This is a genomic window from Psychroflexus aestuariivivens (genome assembly GCF_004010055.1).
In the GTDB taxonomy this organism is placed as follows: Bacteria; Bacteroidota; Bacteroidia; order Flavobacteriales; family Flavobacteriaceae; genus Psychroflexus; species Psychroflexus aestuariivivens.
The window spans coordinates 1-14,760 of sequence record NZ_RQVT01000034.1; the positions used below are offsets into that span (position 1 = coordinate 1).

The window sequence follows — 14,760 nt, forward strand, 5'->3', positions numbered from 1 at the left end:
CTTAAAAGTTTCAGTGGCTAATTCACTCTTCACTTTCACAAAATACACGCCTTGATTCAAATTATCTAAATTAATGCTGTTTTTGATGTTTGTAAAGGATTTCACCAACTGACCTTTCATATTGAAAATTTGAACTTCGTCTAAATTGATTTGTTTCGGATTCTCAAAATTCAACTCACTTTGCACTGGATTGGGATATACAGAGATTGAGTTTAAATTTTGGAAATCCTCAGTATTTAGGTTGCAATTTGAAGTAAAACTATAGTTTGTATAAAAATCTTCGTGATATATCGACCAGGTATTGTAAGGTGCTTCGTTATTGCTTGCCGCTTCAGGGTCAGACACTTGAATGCAAAAATTATGTTCTAAATCGTAATCAATAAATAAATTTAATGTCAAATTTTCATAATTATAACTCGAATTATCTAATGTAATCGAATTGATATAAACATTTCCTAAGTCAACATATTCTAAATGTTCCAAATTACTTAAATCTAAACTTTCAATGTAAATAAAAGGACCTACATCTACAGATTGGTTATTCAAGTAAATTTCCCTCAGATTCAAATTTGAATTGAGAATGTCTTCATTTTCTCCAGATACCCAATAAATTGGTTGTCCATATAAATTTAAGATTTCGAGTGCTGTAAAACCTGAAATACCCGTGATGTCTAAATCGTTCGAACTATAAACTTGGGTTGAAAGATCTAACTCTGTTATTGTTTCAATATCAGCGGTGAGAACTTGCCCGTTGACGGTGCCGTCGCTATCGATCCCTAGGTCGATTAATGCTTGTTCAAAACCCTCATCGGGGATATTTGTAGTTTGGGAATAGCCAAAATGCAAACACATTAGACATAAACAAAAAGGAAGTAAAGTTGTTTTCATTGGTTTTGGTTTTATTACCTTATAAAGTTAATTAAAATATTTAAAAATAAAGGAATTAATAACAAAATGTATATCCAACCATGTGTTAAATAAAAAACCCTCTAAAACATTGCTTTAAAGGGTTGATTGAATTATTTCTGTAAGATTTTTTATTCAGCAGCAGCTTTCAAAATACTTTCTAAATCGATTAGTGCTGTGTCGAGATTTTTCAAATATTGTATTAAATAAATAGCATCATTGCTATAACCAATACTAAATTCATTTTGGGTATAATGAAATTTATTTTCAAAATACTCTGTGTATCCATTAAATATTGTGGATTCGTATAAATTTTCTGAAGAAGCCAATCTTAAAAGTAAATCATACATCACATCAAAACCACGAATCACATATCGGTTTGGGTAATAACCATGTTCATTTTTATAGTTGGTACTGAAATTACCTTCGTCGATATCTAAATAAAATTTGGACACTGATGGAAAGGTGAAATTCAAATCACTTAAATAATAATTGGAAATTTCATCTTCATAAAAACTGCTACGATTTGAAGTGAACAATCGCACTTTATAATCATCACGTTGAAAAGATTTTAAGAAAGAGACTGCAGACTCAGCAATACCAAGACTTTCAGTTTCTAAAATAAACCAATTGGTTTTGTCTTTCACCAAGTGCGGTTTCAGGTCAGATTTTTGTAAATATTCTCCATCTTCCTGCTCAACAAATTTGGCATCTGGAAAAGTATAGGCATATTTACGCTCAATATTTTGAGACAAACTGTCTGCCAAGACAATTAGATTGACAGAATCTTTAGTTGAATTGATATAGGAAATCAATGCTTCCTGCATTGCCGACGGTTCTGGTAAAGTTTTGAAAAGGTTATAAAATTCAAAATCAGGATTGACCAAAGGCGTGATGACTGGGATACTATCTTTTAGTAAAGCTGAAGATACGATTTTAAGATTTTCATCTAGCAAAGGACCGACGACAGCATCATAGTTACTAAAGTCATGTTCTATAATTTTTTGGACACGATTTGGGTTTCGCTTGGTGTCGAACACTTTCAAATTGACGTTTATATTTTTAGCCCTTGCAGAATCTATTGCCATTTGTACACCTTCATAAAAGTCTAAAGATATTTGAAGCAATTTATCCTTTTTAATAAGTTTTTCAGGATTTATGGTATCATTCCGAAATTTATCCATTGAGAATGGTAACATCAAGCCAATGGTTTTAGTGCTAAAATATTGTAATTCTTCTTCTAGATTGAGTTTTTTATATTCTGTTTTTGAAGCATCTTCAAACTGTGGAATTTTAATTACTAAACCATCACTAACTCCTTCGTTTTTAAGAGATGGATTCACCTCAAACAATTCTTCTTTAGTTACTTCATACTCATCCAAAATTGATTTTAAAGAACTTGAAGATTTCAATTCCAAAAACTTATAATCTTTATTTTTAGCTTTTGGTAATTCTTTTTGAGCATAACTTTTTCTTTGAATTTTCAAAAACTGTCCAGGCTGAATTTCTTCTTCTTCAATACCAGGATTCAGGTTTTCCAACTCGCTGATGCTGAGTCCGTATTTTTTAGAAATTCCGTATTTAGTTTCTTTCGGCAAAACCAAATGCATCAAAGTGCTGAATTGAGAATTTTTTACACTTTGGTTAAAGTCCAAATCCTCATTATCAACTTTATAGACGGGAATGCGCAGAACATCATTCATATTGAGTTCACGGTCTGCCAAATACGGATTGTACTTGACCAAGTCTTTCACTTTAAGGTTGTATTTTCTAGAAATACTATAAAGTGTTTCTTTGGGACTGACTTCATAAGCCCGCAATTCCAAAGATGGGCTGAATTCAAAATTCTGGTTTTGAGGCACTAATACATTTTGGCTCTCAATCTCGTTGAAATCATCAATATTTGGATTTAACTTTTTTAGAGTTAATACTGATGTATTGTATTGTCTAGCTAAAGATTTCAGACTTTCATTCTTTTCGACTTTATGACTAATAAATTCTTGGGCATTTAGATTGCCAAAAAGCATCAAATTGAAAACAAATATTAAAAGATATTTCATAATTATTCCCATTCTATAGTTGCCGGTGGTTTTGAACTGATATCGTACACTACTCTATTCACACCTTTCACTCTATTTATTATTGTATTTGATACTTTTTGAAGAAATTTGTAGGGCAAATCTACCCAGTCTGCCGTCATTCCGTCTGTAGATTCTACAGCACGAAGCGCCACAACTTTCTCGTAAGTTCGTTCGTCGCCCATCACGCCAACAGAATCTACCGGAAGCAAAATAGCACCAGCTTGCCAAACGCGATCGTAAAGTTCCCATTCTCTCAAAGCATCGATAAAAATAGCATCGACCTCTTGCAATATACTAACTTTTTCTCTGTTGACCTCGCCTAAAATGCGAATGGCCAATCCAGGACCAGGAAACGGATGTCGACCTAGTAATTTAGAATCGATGCCAAGTTCTGCGCCTACTCGCCTCACTTCATCTTTAAAAAGCATTCGCAAAGGCTCCACTACTTTCAGTTTCATAAAATCTGGTAAACCGCCCACGTTGTGATGTGATTTTATTGTTGCTGATGGCCCGTTGACAGAAATCGATTCGATTACGTCTGGATAAATCGTGCCCTGCGCCAAAAATGTGGCATCTTCAACTTGAGAAGCTTCATCGTCGAAAACTTCTATAAACGCATTGCCGATAGCTTTTCTTTTTTGCTCCGGATCAGTAATACCGTGAAGTGCAGACATAAATCTATCTGTAGCATCTACACCTTTCACATTCAGACCCATATCTTTATATTGATGCAAAACCGCTTCAAATTCATTTTTACGCAACAAACCATTATTCACAAAAATGCAATGTAAATTCTTGCCGATGGCTTGGTGTAATAAAGTTGCTGCAACGGTAGAATCTACGCCACCACTCAAACCTAAAATTACTTTTGAATTGCCAACTGTGGTTTTCAACTCGTCCACCGTCATATCTACAAATGCAGATGGCGTCCAGCTTTGCGGAACTTCAGCAATTTTGACTAGGAAGTTTTCTAAGATTTGTTTTCCGTCTGTAGAATGGTAAACTTCTGGGTGAAATTGAATGCCATAAGTCGGTTCGCCTTCAATTCGATAAGCCGCATTGAGCACATCATTTGTACTAGCGATTCTTACTGCATTATTCGGTAAGCTTTTGATGCTGTCACTATGTGACATCCATACTTGAGATTGTTCCAAAACCTCATCGAACAACAACTCCTGATCTTTGATAAAAGACAAATTGGCGCGTCCAAATTCTCTGGTGTTTGAACCTGCCACTTCTCCGCCAAAATGTTGCGCCATGTATTGCGCACCAAAACAAACGCCCAATAAAGGAAGTTTACCTTTGATTTGGCTGAGATCTGGTTTTGGCGCTTCTGGATGTCTAACAGAAAATGGACTACCAGATAAAATAACAGCTTTAAAAAGGCTGATGTCGTCTGGTAATTTGTTAAAAGGGTGAATTTCGCAGTAGATGTTCAATTCTCTCACACGTCTAGCTATCAGCTGTGTGTATTGCGATCCAAAGTCGAGTATGAGTACGTTTTTTTGCATAAGCAAAAGTAAAAATTTGCAGATTAATGGGAAGTGAATCTGCATTTTTTTTTAGTTGACTTTTATTTTAGTAAAATTGCTATTCTAGGACTGACTTATGAATTTAAAAAAATTCGTTTTTTTCGCTTTTCGTCGCTTTTTTCGCTTTTTGACCTGTTTTGTTTTGATACATTAGCTATACTTGAGCTATGCTTAAACTACGGAGAAGCTATACTTGAAGCTTGAGACAAATAAAAAGGCTTTTCGATTTAATTTACTTCATCGATATTGACGTAAATGATTTGATTTTTTTTAATAAGTCAATTAAAATAGTAAAATACTTATCTAATTATTTAATTTGATTTATCGAAATTTAATATAGTTTCAGTTACTCTTAATACATATGTTGAGCCAAATTCACCAAAATAACTGATGTAATATCCATTTTTTGAAATTACAACGAAACTATAACACGGATAATGGTATTCAAAAAATAATTTTTCAACGATGCCTTCAGGGTCTTTGACCCAATCTACACTGCCTTCATATTTATCCAAGCCTTTCTTGTCTTTGTAAATATGGATGGGTTTTATTCCAGCTAAAATATTCATATTCTCTATAAAACGTTCATTTTTTTTTCTAATTTTTTCTTTAGTTGCAGAACCAGTACTGTTACAGCGATCTTTCCCTGGATAATAGATAATCGCTATTGGTTTATTAGGATCAATTTCACGTTCTGTAGCCTTTGATAATAAAGCTTCTAATTTTGGTTTATTGGTTAGTTTACCACGTTTTTCTCGTAATGTAAGCTTTCTATGGTGTGTAGAATCTCCAGGAATGTCAAGTAAGGCATTCGTCGAACGGATTTCTTCGAACTTGGCTTTACTTATTTCTACATTGTTTTCATTGAAATATCTGATCTTTGGAGAACAACACAAAAATAGAAAGCCTAATAATATAAAAACAATACTTTTTTTCATAAGTTTAAAAATTGAGTGTCAACTGTCCCGCTATTGGTTCGTTACGAGAAAATTAGCTATTATTTTTCAATTCATGTTTTAACTTTCAGAAAATCCTGAAGCTCCAATTTCAACCGGAACTCCACAATGAGCGATATGCAGTGATGGCAACTGGCTTTATTTCGTTCTATTTATCTTTTCAGGTTGTTGATGGGTTTCAAAAATATCCATTATTTCAACTCTGTTTTGTTCAGAATTTATCCAATAAAGTATTTTGTAAGTTTGATGAAGTAAATATCTAAATTCAATTTCTCTTTCAAACAACATTGGCTCTATTTGTCCAATCTCAGGCTGATTTATTAATCTTAATGTTGATTGAACTATTTTTTTATTTTCATTTTTTGCAACTCTCAAACTTGCATTTTCTTTTAAATGTTTAAAAATCTTTTTCAACTCAGTCTTAGCGAAGTCTGTCCAATAGATTTTTAATTCCATTTGTCAATTTCTGCAAGTAAATGATTTGCTTCTGTCAACTTCCCATTTTTTGAATCTTGAAGCGACTTATCAATTCTAGCGTTTAATTCAACAGAAGTCATTGGTTCAAGGTTTTCGAGTGAAGAGTGTTCCTTTTCTTTTTTTAATAACTTTTCAAATTTTGAAATGGCTTTTTCACTTTGAAGTTTAAAGAACTCCTGAACAAATTCGATTTTACGCTCTTCTATATTCATCATCAATTATTTCTCCAAATATACAAATTATAACTTTCAAATTTATTGTGTTTTCGTTTTCATAGCTTGTTACCAACTTATATTTAAAACAAAAAACATTAATTTTCTATCGGGCTTTTATATGTTTCCAGATTAGTCAATTTACTTGAACTTTCTAATATTTGAGTTGCTTTCAAAACAGAAGCAAACCAAAATTCACCAAAATAACTGATATAATAACCATCTTTTGAAACTACAACGAAGCTAGAACATGGATAATGGCGTTCAAAAAATAATCTTTCAATTGTACCCTCAGGGTCTTTTTTCCAATTAAGTAAGTCACCATATTTATCCAAACCCTTATTGTCTTTATAGATATAAAACGGTTTTACTTCTGCTAATTTATATAAATCCTCTTTAAACTTATCGTGATGTATTTTCACCCTTTTCCTATAAGAACTTCCCCCACCACTATTGTTACAATAATCTTCACCAGGATAATACAAAATAACTATAGGTTTGTCGGAGTCAATTTCTCGTCCAGTTGCTTTAGATAATAAAGCTTCAAATTTAGGCTTATTGGTTAGTTTCCCTAATTTTTCTCGAAAAATAAGTTTTTTATGATGTAAAGAATCTCCAGAGATTTTAACAAAGGATTTGCCAGAAAGTTTTTCTTCGAACTTGGCTTTACTTATTTCTACATTGTTTTCATTGAAATATCTCATTTTTGGAGAACAACACAAAAATAGAAAGCCTAATAATACGAGAACAATACTTTTTTTCATAGGTTTAAAAAGTTAGTGTTATCAAATATATATAAATCCAAGTAAAATATATGAGATACATTTCAATTATTTAACCTTCAATTCAATTTTTGAATCGAAAAAAGGATTTAATTTACAAAGCTTTAAGCACATGAACTTAAAGGCTTTATAAACCATAAAATGAAAACATTAAATAAGAGTTTTAAAATTTATTTGGCATTTTTAGTATTGTCAATAATCACTACTGCTTGTTGTGAAACAAATTACAAAATTATAGGCAGTGGCACTTTTACAGCTTACAATATTGAAACCGATGAAACTTTTACAGAATCTTCAGGAACTATTACTGGCGAATTTATTTTAGAAGTCATTCTTGACACCAGAGTGGTCGGCTCAATTTTGAATTTAGACTTGATGACTTCAGCTTACGCGACAAGCTGTGGAGAATCTTTTGACAATGCTTTAGACTTTTCAACTTTAAAGCTTTATACCAATAAATCATTCTTATTAGATGGGCAAGTTATTGAAGAAAATTCGAATCTAATTAATTTGGAAGATCTTAATTATATAGATAATTCTGCTGGGTTCACAATTTATTTTGAAGATGCTTTCATAGAAAGATTGGAATTCTCTGAAGAGGTTTATGATTTCACTTTTGAAATCAAAACCTCTGATGGTTTGGAATTGGAAAACAGCCTTCAGTTAAGTTTTGAAATTGAATGATCCATAAAAACAATTAATTTTTCAATCTGTAGTTTTTATCATGAAGAATTTATTTTCTAGATTTTTATAAGAAAGTTTAAAGTTTGATGAAAAAAACTTGCAATTTCTAAGTTGGTCTTAAATTTTATTAAGATATAATCACCTCTGTTAAACTCATTTTAAATTGTTTTTTGAACCCATTATTTTCATTGAATACTTTTAGATTTATGAAAATCACTAATAGAAAAACATATATTTATGAAGTTTTTAAAAATAATTATACCGACTATTTTAGGCATATTACTAATAAGCTGCGGTTCAAGCGTAAAAACGGTGAGACCCAACAAAGCAGATTTAAGTAAGTACGACACTTACGCTTATCTACCAAATGCATCATTAGAGATGAAAAATCTACCAAATGAAAATGATTATCTCAACAGTTTCATGATTGAAACCATAAATGATGAAATGAAAGAATCTGGCTATACTTTAGATAGAGATAATCCAGATCTTTTAGTTCTTGTGAGTGTGTCTACAGATCTCGCTGTCAAAAGAAAAAATGAACCTGTATATGCAAGATTTCCCTACGGAAATGCAGTTGCCGCAACTCCAATAAGTCCTTTCTACCAATCTTTTTATTATAGAGGATGGCACAATTGGTATTATCCAGGAGGCGTTATTGGTTATACAACCGACACGTATTCCTACGAAGAAGGTACAGTCGTTGTTGATTTAATTGACAGAAAAACCAAACAATCAGTTTGGAAAGGAAGAACCTCTGAACCTATTTTGAATCAAACTAAAACTGAAGCCGTGATTGACGCAATCAATGATATATTCAAAAATTATCCATTGAATGAATAGTAGATTTTAAATAAAATAAGTTTTAAAATATTTTTTTAGAATCGGATTCGCTTCACCAAAGTGAATCCGATTTTTTTTTATGATATTCTATTCAATACATTTAACATTCTCCATAAATCAGGTTATAGACAAAACATCTTGTTAAGACAACTCGTTTACCCCATATAAATCTTTAATTTTGAAATTTCAAAAAATCAAAAAGGATGCAAAATCAAAGAATACTTAAGTTTGTAGAAGATATTTTAGACAACGTACCTACCGATTGGCTAAAGCTAACCACTCACAGACTGGATATTTATAACGAGAGTTTAGCCAAAACTGAATTTTTGGAAGCACTTGAAAATTTGTATAAGAATCAAACTTCAGAAACTTCAAAACTAAGCCAACTTCCTACAGCTTATGATTATATCAGGTTAGGCCATCCTTTATCCTCAGTTCTGGAATGGGCTATTGCACACTTACATGGCTTGAAAGCAGAACAAGTTATAAGTTTTTCATCACAAACAATGCCTATTTTAGCCGTGCTGAGGCAAAATAAATTCAAGAATAAAAATACTCAAATTGTTTATACTGAAAAATTACCAGATTTTTTTGATTCTGAAACCCTCAGACATGTTTATGGCTATAATTTTGAATTGAAAAAAATTAGTAATAATGATGATATTCCTGAATTTGATGGAAGCCGTATTTTCATTTCACAAAACAATGAAATCGGAAAAACTGAAGTTCCACAGTCAGTTGATTTCTTAGTAAATATTTACCCAAAGCTTGGTAGCATAATTATATCAAATAGTGAAGATAATGACCACTATATTTCAGAAATTCAACATGTGCGAAGAAGAGAAACTATCGCTATGACACCAGCAGATTCTTTTTCTGCCTTGCAGCGTCTAATCGGTAAAACACCTTCTGCAAAAGCTAAGGAAAATAAAGAAACAAATAAAACAAGTGTTGTCAATTCGGTTCAAAAAATTACCGATACACAATCAAAAGTACTATTAGGATCCTGTGGATTGTCTGTTCAGTATGCCATAATGATGGGACTGATCGACGATGCCAAAGCAAAACATCCTGGCAAAAGCATCAAAATTGTTGTTCCTCCCAATTGTTATGGCGGAACCAACGACCAAGCCAGACGAGTTGCCGCAGCAGTTGATGGTGTAGATATTTTAGATTTACCCGTTGATGGAGATCATGATATGGTGCAAAGTACCGATTTGGTTTTAGACCAAGTTGCCAAAATGGATGCTGTGCCTTATATCATTGCTGAGATCCCAACCAATCCAAGAGTGGAAGTTCCAAATTTAGAAGATTTAAGAGCCGTCTTGAGTCGAACTCGACAAACGCCATCAGGCAATCAGGCAATTGACCCAGTTTTTATTCTAGACCAAACCTTCTGTCCTAATGTTCAATTTTTAAGCAAAGATGGCATATTCTCTTCCATCCGCACAATTTCATACGTGAGCGGTTCAAAATTTCCAAGTGGTGGAAAATGCACGACTGGCTATTGTGTTGCCAATGAAAAAGCTGAAAATTTGATGCCTACTATAGAAAAGCATTTTCAACTCTGTGACAATGAAGCCACTGATCTTCAAGTTGAAATTCTAGCAAAGCAATTGCCTTCGATGAATCAAAGAATCAAAGATGCTTATAAAAACACCCTAGAATTCGTTGATTTTATCAAAGAAAAATTACCCGAAGCTAAAATCAATTTTGTCCCAGATGAAGTGGTTGAACAAGGATTTACGCCTTCCGTCTTTTCACTTGACCTCCCAACCAAAGGAAATACTGCGGAGGAACGGGAAACTTACAAAAGAGCTTTGAATCAGAAACTCATAACAATGATGATTTCAGAAATTCCTGAAGAAAGCAAACATTGCGTGAGTTACGGACAGCTAAAGGGTTGTTACTGGACCATTCCTGCAACTTCTACACAAGGCACAACCAAAGAAGAAGACAAAGATTATATCGCACGTGTCTCCGTCTCGCCCAATTTGGATTTGGAACGGCACAAAGCAGTGTTTTTAGATTTTGTCAATCAGCTTTGATTGTTGAGGAGGTTTAGTATTTCATGAATTTGGATTTATAACTAGATTTTACCATTGAGGCTATTTCAGTGGCTGAACGATTAAATCGATAAATGGGATTTTATAATATAGAGTTTAAAATAACTCTGTAACTTTTTTAAAATCCCCTCTATATTTTCAAAGCTCAAATTACCCAACAAATAAACTATTCTTCATTACTGCTTATAGCTTCTACAATACCTCTGAAGCTATTTAATCCAGATTCTAAGTTTTCCATAATCTCATTGGCTAAAATGTCAGGGTCAGGTAAATTTTCTAAATCAGTTAAGCTTTTATCTCTCAACCAAAATATGTCCAAACTTGTCTTATCTCTTGCAATGACTTCGTCGTAAGTATATTTTTTCCATCTCCCATCCTGATTATCTTCACTCCAAGTTTCTTCCCTTTTGTCAATATTTTTCCCATTATAGAGCTCTACGAATTCTTTCAAATGCTCCTCACGCATTGGGCTTTTCTTTGGCGTATGATGTACGTTTGTTCTGTAATCATAAAACCATATTTCTTTAGTCCAAGCCTCTTTACTTGCTGCCTTATTGGTAAAAAACAACACATTAGCTTTTACGCCTTGTGCATAAAAAATTCCAGTAGGTAGTCTAAGTATGGTATGTAAGTTTGTAGTTTTTAATAATTGCTTTCTCACTTCCTCACCAGCACCACCTTCAAACAATACATTATCAGGAAGAACAACAGCTGCTTCGCCATTAATTTTTAATTGTGTTTTAATGTGCTGTAAAAAGTTCAGCTGCTTATTAGAAGTCGTCTCCCAAAAGTCCTGACGATTATAACTTAAATCTTCTTTTTCAACATCACCCTGTTCATTCGTAGAAGTCATGGTGCTTTTCTTTCCAAATGGTGGATTAGCTAGTACGTAATCATATCGAGTACCATCATCTGATACAAGAGCATCATTTGGACTAATAAATGATTCTCCATCAATTTCTCCAATGTTATGTAAATACATATTCATTAGGCACATTCTACGGGTGTTAGCAACTATTTCATTGCCGTAAAAAGTTTTGTTTTTAATGAATTCTTTTTCTTCTCGGTCTAGGCTGTGGTTCTCTACTATCCAGTCATAAGCTGCTAAAAAGAAACCACCCGTACCACATGCAGGGTCTGATATGGTTTTTAAAGGTTTAGGCTGAACACAGGCTACCATTGTTCTTATTAACGCCCTAGGCGTAAAGTATTGTCCTGCTCCACTCTTGGTATCTTCTGCATTTTTCTCCAGAAGCCCTTCGTAAATTTTCCCCTTAATATCTGCTCCCATCATTGACCAATCTTCTTTGTCTATAAGATTGATGACTTTTAAAAGCTTGGCAGGGTCTTGAATTTTATTTTGACTTTTGGTAAAAATCTGCCCTAATGTTCCTTTTTCTGTGGATAAAGTCCTTAGTAATTGAACATAAAAAGATTCTAGCTCTGCTCCACGTTTGCTTGACAGCGTCTCCCAATTAGCAACTTCTGCGTCTTCTACTTCATTACCTTCTACATCTTTTAGCTTAGGAAACTCTAAGCCCTTATTGTATGGTGGCTTGTTGAGTTCATCTGCCATCTTAAGGAACAGCAAATAAGTAATTTGCTCTAAGTAATCTCCATAACCTACACCATCATCACGTAGTACGCTGGCAAGGTTCCATATTTTTGATATTATTGTTGAGTCTGTCATCTTTATTTATTTCTATTTAATACGCTAATTACTAACCGTTTTACGATTTCCATTTCTTCTGGTTTGCTTGAAGCTATAAAAAGGGTTAAACTCGCTAGTGTATCATTACTAATTATAGGTTGGTTTTGTGAGTTGTAAAGCATATTATTTTGCTGTAAGAATTTAAGAAAACAAGCGGCTGCTATACGTTTATTACCATCAACAAACGAATGGTTTTTTACCACTAAATACAAAAGCATTGTTGCTTTTTCTTCTAATGTTGGATAAAAATCATTTTCTCCGAATCCTTTTGTAATTTGGGCAATAGAACTTTGAAAACTTTTGTCTTTTTCTTTGCCAAATACATCAGTGTCAAATTCGGTGAGCATTTGACGAATTAACTTTTCATAATCGTCTAAACTTGGGTATTTGGCTTCTTCGGTTGTGAGTCCTTGCGTGTCTAGTTGTTCGTGGTCGTAATCATCTAACAAACTTAAACCTTTAGAAAATTTTGTTAGCCATTCATTATCTGCTGCTTTCTCTTCAATGGCTCTGCTTAAGATTTGAATGCCACTTTTTAGTAGCTGAACTTCTTGTTCTTTTTGCGCCAAACGTTTTTCGTTAACGGCATATCCTTTTACCAAATAGTCTTGTAAAACACGATTTGCCCAGATACGAAATTGTGTTGCACGTTTAGATTTTACACGGTAACCCACCGAGATTATGGAATCCAAGTTATAGTGTAACTGCTTTCGTTTTACGGTTCTTGTTCCTTCTTTTCGAACTTGTAAGAAATCCTTACAAGTTGCTTTTTCATCCAATTCTTGGTCTTTGTACACACTTTTTAGATGCATTGTAATATTTTGAGGTGTAGTCTCAAAAAGTTCTGCCATTTGTGCTTGAGTAAGCCAAACCGTATCCTGCTCAAATTGTACGTTAATTTGAGTAGTACCATCATTGGCTTTGTAAATCTCTATTTGGTTTTGTTTATCCATCTATTTTTTTCCAACTATTGCAATTTTTGCACAAGTTGCTACTTCTTTTTCTCTTTTTTTATTTTTTCCAACAATACACTTGCTGGCTCATAATCGGGCTGAGCTTTGCATTGAGCTATTTCTTCTTCACTTAGTAGTTTTCCTTCAAAAGCTTTTTTGAGAATACTCTGGCGTAAGGCTTTGGCTTTTTCTAAACTCTCGCTGATGTTCTGCTCTACAGCATCACAAACCGATAAACGGGATTCTATTTCTTTGACGATTTGATGTTGTTCTTCTGGTGAACAAATGATAAATACAGAGTTATTAAGTTTTACAAGTGTTAGCCTTGTGATTGCAACTCCAGCGATATTGCTGAGCATTCTATTTCTTGTTATCTGTGCGTTTAAATAATGTTCTAAAAATTTTGGAAGTATTAGATTATGTGAAGTTCTAAATACACCTACGCTAGACAATAGTGAAAATTCTTCGTCAAAATTATTAATTGCAGCTCTGCCTGTAGTAGCGCCATCTTTTATGTACAGAATATCACCTTTTTTCACGTCACATCTAGCATATATTGCTAAATGGTCTTCTTTTGTTACGTAAGAAAGATTTTTTAAATCAATTCTTCCTTCTTTTATATTTTTAGCTGTGATATATTTAAAATCACCATTTTCTATATTTTTTGGCGAAAAATGAGTTCCATCCATTATTTTAAGACAAACATTTCCAAATTTTTCCCAATCCCAACTCGAAGGTAGTTTTGGTAGCTTACAATAATCATCTTCTGATATTCCATTAAACTGTTTAATTTTTTGTGGTTTTGCGGGCTTTTTTCCTTCATCCACAATCTTCTCCCAATTCTTTAAAGCCTTTTTCCAATCTTCAATTTGCTCTTCGTAATACTTTTGACGTTCTACTTTTATCTGTTCTAACAATTCATCAGCAGAAGGTAAGTTAGTTTGTTTCTCTCGCCATTCTTTAGTCAATTCCCCCTCAAACGCTTTTTTCAACACCGCTTGTCTATAAATTTTGAGTTGCTCTTGTGCTTTTTTAAGGTCGGCTATGCCTTGGTCTAAATCTGAAAATAAGGCTTCTATTTTTTTGACTATGGCTTTTTGGATGGTGAGGGGTGCAATTTTGAATCTAATAGAATTAAAACTAGTTTTATTAACTAATGAAACTGTCGTAGAGGTGCTCAACTTTTCTAATTGATTTCGAAAATAAATAGATTGGGCTTGATAGAAAGTAAATTTTGCTTCAATTCCTGAAACTGGCTTGATAGCATTTATTTGTTGATTAAAAGCAACTTCTTTTTTATTTAAACCAACCCTGCCTAAGTTTCCTATACATGTTACAAGTACCGAGTTAATAGGTAAAATTCTTGCTTTCTCTTTCCCTTTTAAGCTTAAATACTCTAAGGATGTTATTATTGTATTATTTTCAATTTGTGGTGGTTTTATGAAAGGTATTTCATCTCCATAGTTTTCTTTTTCTTTTTTCGGTGGTGTATTACCAGTTACTGTTTCAAAAGCTTCTTGTAAAGTACATTCAATCCAATCTTGTTTCATTTATATC

At 33.2% G+C, this 14,760-nt stretch carries 13 protein-coding genes; 3 read left to right on the forward strand and 10 right to left on the reverse strand.

Annotated features, from left to right (window positions below; all coding sequences use genetic code 11):
- From EIG86_RS06210 to EIG86_RS06240, 7 genes are all read right to left on the reverse strand, one after another.
- Positions 1 to 888, reverse strand: an 888-nt coding sequence (locus EIG86_RS06210; RefSeq protein ID WP_157983113.1) for a T9SS type A sorting domain-containing protein, incomplete at its 3' end; no start/stop codon positions are given.
- 149 nt (positions 889 to 1,037) lie between these two features.
- The gene (locus EIG86_RS06215) at positions 1,038 to 2,966 is read right to left on the reverse strand and encodes an amino acid ABC transporter substrate-binding protein (protein WP_240032186.1); all 1,929 of its coding nucleotides are present in this window, start codon (positions 2,964 to 2,966) and stop codon (positions 1,038 to 1,040) included.
- A gap of 2 nt (positions 2,967 to 2,968) precedes the next feature.
- A complete protein-coding gene (gene guaA / locus EIG86_RS06220) occupies positions 2,969 to 4,498 on the reverse strand; it encodes a glutamine-hydrolyzing GMP synthase (protein ID WP_127845302.1) in 1,530 nt (509 codons plus the stop codon).
- Between the two features lie 332 nt (positions 4,499 to 4,830).
- Positions 4,831 to 5,457, reverse strand: coding sequence for a hypothetical protein (locus tag EIG86_RS06225; RefSeq protein WP_127845303.1), 627 nt, complete (start codon positions 5,455 to 5,457; stop codon positions 4,831 to 4,833).
- Positions 5,458 to 5,613: 156 nt separating this feature from the next.
- Positions 5,614 to 5,931 carry a type II toxin-antitoxin system RelE/ParE family toxin gene (locus EIG86_RS06230; RefSeq protein WP_127845304.1) on the reverse strand — a complete coding sequence of 106 codons (318 nt, stop codon included), beginning with the start codon at positions 5,929 to 5,931 and terminating at the stop codon, positions 5,614 to 5,616.
- Positions 5,922 to 6,167, reverse strand: a complete 246-nt coding sequence (locus EIG86_RS06235) for a hypothetical protein (protein WP_240032187.1) — start codon at positions 6,165 to 6,167, stop codon at positions 5,922 to 5,924. The genes EIG86_RS06230 and EIG86_RS06235 overlap by 10 nt, the downstream gene beginning before the upstream one ends.
- Before the next feature lie 95 nt (positions 6,168 to 6,262).
- Entirely contained in the window at positions 6,263 to 6,868 is a 606-nt protein-coding gene (locus EIG86_RS06240; protein ID WP_127845305.1) for a hypothetical protein, read from the reverse strand.
- Between the two features lie 219 nt (positions 6,869 to 7,087).
- Here EIG86_RS06240 and EIG86_RS06245 point away from each other — a divergent pair, with 219 nt between their 5' ends.
- The 3 genes from EIG86_RS06245 to EIG86_RS06255 all read left to right on the forward strand — a co-directional run bounded on the left by EIG86_RS06245 (position 7,088) and on the right by EIG86_RS06255 (position 10,521).
- Positions 7,088 to 7,630, forward strand: coding sequence for a hypothetical protein (locus EIG86_RS06245; protein WP_127845306.1), 543 nt, complete (start codon positions 7,088 to 7,090; stop codon positions 7,628 to 7,630).
- Positions 7,631 to 7,867: 237 nt separating this feature from the next.
- A complete protein-coding gene (locus EIG86_RS06250; protein WP_127845307.1) occupies positions 7,868 to 8,473 on the forward strand; it encodes a DUF4136 domain-containing protein in 606 nt (201 codons plus the stop codon).
- Positions 8,474 to 8,676: 203 nt separating this feature from the next.
- Entirely contained in the window at positions 8,677 to 10,521 is a 1,845-nt protein-coding gene (locus EIG86_RS06255) for a PLP-dependent aminotransferase family protein (protein ID WP_127845308.1), read from the forward strand.
- A 184-nt stretch (positions 10,522 to 10,705) separates the two neighbouring features.
- On the opposite strand, the gene EIG86_RS06260 is transcribed toward EIG86_RS06255, so the two are convergent.
- From EIG86_RS06260 to EIG86_RS06270, 3 genes are read right to left on the reverse strand one after another with little or no spacing between them, the layout of a single operon-like run.
- Entirely contained in the window at positions 10,706 to 12,229 is a 1,524-nt protein-coding gene (locus EIG86_RS06260; RefSeq protein WP_127845309.1) for a class I SAM-dependent DNA methyltransferase, read from the reverse strand.
- A gap of 2 nt (positions 12,230 to 12,231) precedes the next feature.
- On the reverse strand, positions 12,232 to 13,203 hold the full coding sequence (rhuM, locus tag EIG86_RS06265; protein ID WP_127845310.1) for a virulence protein RhuM/Fic/DOC family protein: 972 nt from the start codon (positions 13,201 to 13,203) through the stop codon (positions 12,232 to 12,234).
- Between the two features lie 38 nt (positions 13,204 to 13,241).
- The gene (locus tag EIG86_RS06270; RefSeq protein WP_127845311.1) at positions 13,242 to 14,753 is read right to left on the reverse strand and encodes a restriction endonuclease subunit S; all 1,512 of its coding nucleotides are present in this window, start codon (positions 14,751 to 14,753) and stop codon (positions 13,242 to 13,244) included.
- Positions 14,754 to 14,760: the final 7 nt, after the last annotated feature.

Excerpts from the sequence above, each read along its gene's own strand:
- EIG86_RS06250 (WP_127845307.1), top strand. The coding sequence starts at position 7,868 with ATGAAGTTTTTAAAAATAATTATACCGACTATTTTAGGCATATTACTA.
- EIG86_RS06270 (WP_127845311.1), bottom strand. The coding sequence starts at position 14,753 with ATGAAACAAGATTGGATTGAATGTACTTTACAAGAAGCTTTTGAAACA.
- guaA (WP_127845302.1), bottom strand. The coding sequence starts at position 4,498 with ATGCAAAAAAACGTACTCATACTCGACTTTGGATCGCAATACACACAG.
- EIG86_RS06260 (WP_127845309.1), bottom strand. The coding sequence starts at position 12,229 with ATGACAGACTCAACAATAATATCAAAAATATGGAACCTTGCCAGCGTA.
- rhuM (WP_127845310.1), bottom strand. The coding sequence starts at position 13,203 with ATGGATAAACAAAACCAAATAGAGATTTACAAAGCCAATGATGGTACT.
- EIG86_RS06230 (WP_127845304.1), bottom strand. The coding sequence starts at position 5,931 with ATGGAATTAAAAATCTATTGGACAGACTTCGCTAAGACTGAGTTGAAA.
- EIG86_RS06245 (WP_127845306.1), top strand. The coding sequence starts at position 7,088 with ATGAAAACATTAAATAAGAGTTTTAAAATTTATTTGGCATTTTTAGTA.
- EIG86_RS06235 (WP_240032187.1), bottom strand. The coding sequence starts at position 6,167 with ATGATGAATATAGAAGAGCGTAAAATCGAATTTGTTCAGGAGTTCTTT.
- EIG86_RS06225 (WP_127845303.1), bottom strand. The coding sequence starts at position 5,457 with ATGAAAAAAAGTATTGTTTTTATATTATTAGGCTTTCTATTTTTGTGT.
- EIG86_RS06255 (WP_127845308.1), top strand. The coding sequence starts at position 8,677 with ATGCAAAATCAAAGAATACTTAAGTTTGTAGAAGATATTTTAGACAAC.
- EIG86_RS06215 (WP_240032186.1), bottom strand. The coding sequence starts at position 2,966 with ATGAAATATCTTTTAATATTTGTTTTCAATTTGATGCTTTTTGGCAAT.
- EIG86_RS06240 (WP_127845305.1), bottom strand. The coding sequence starts at position 6,868 with ATGAGATATTTCAATGAAAACAATGTAGAAATAAGTAAAGCCAAGTTC.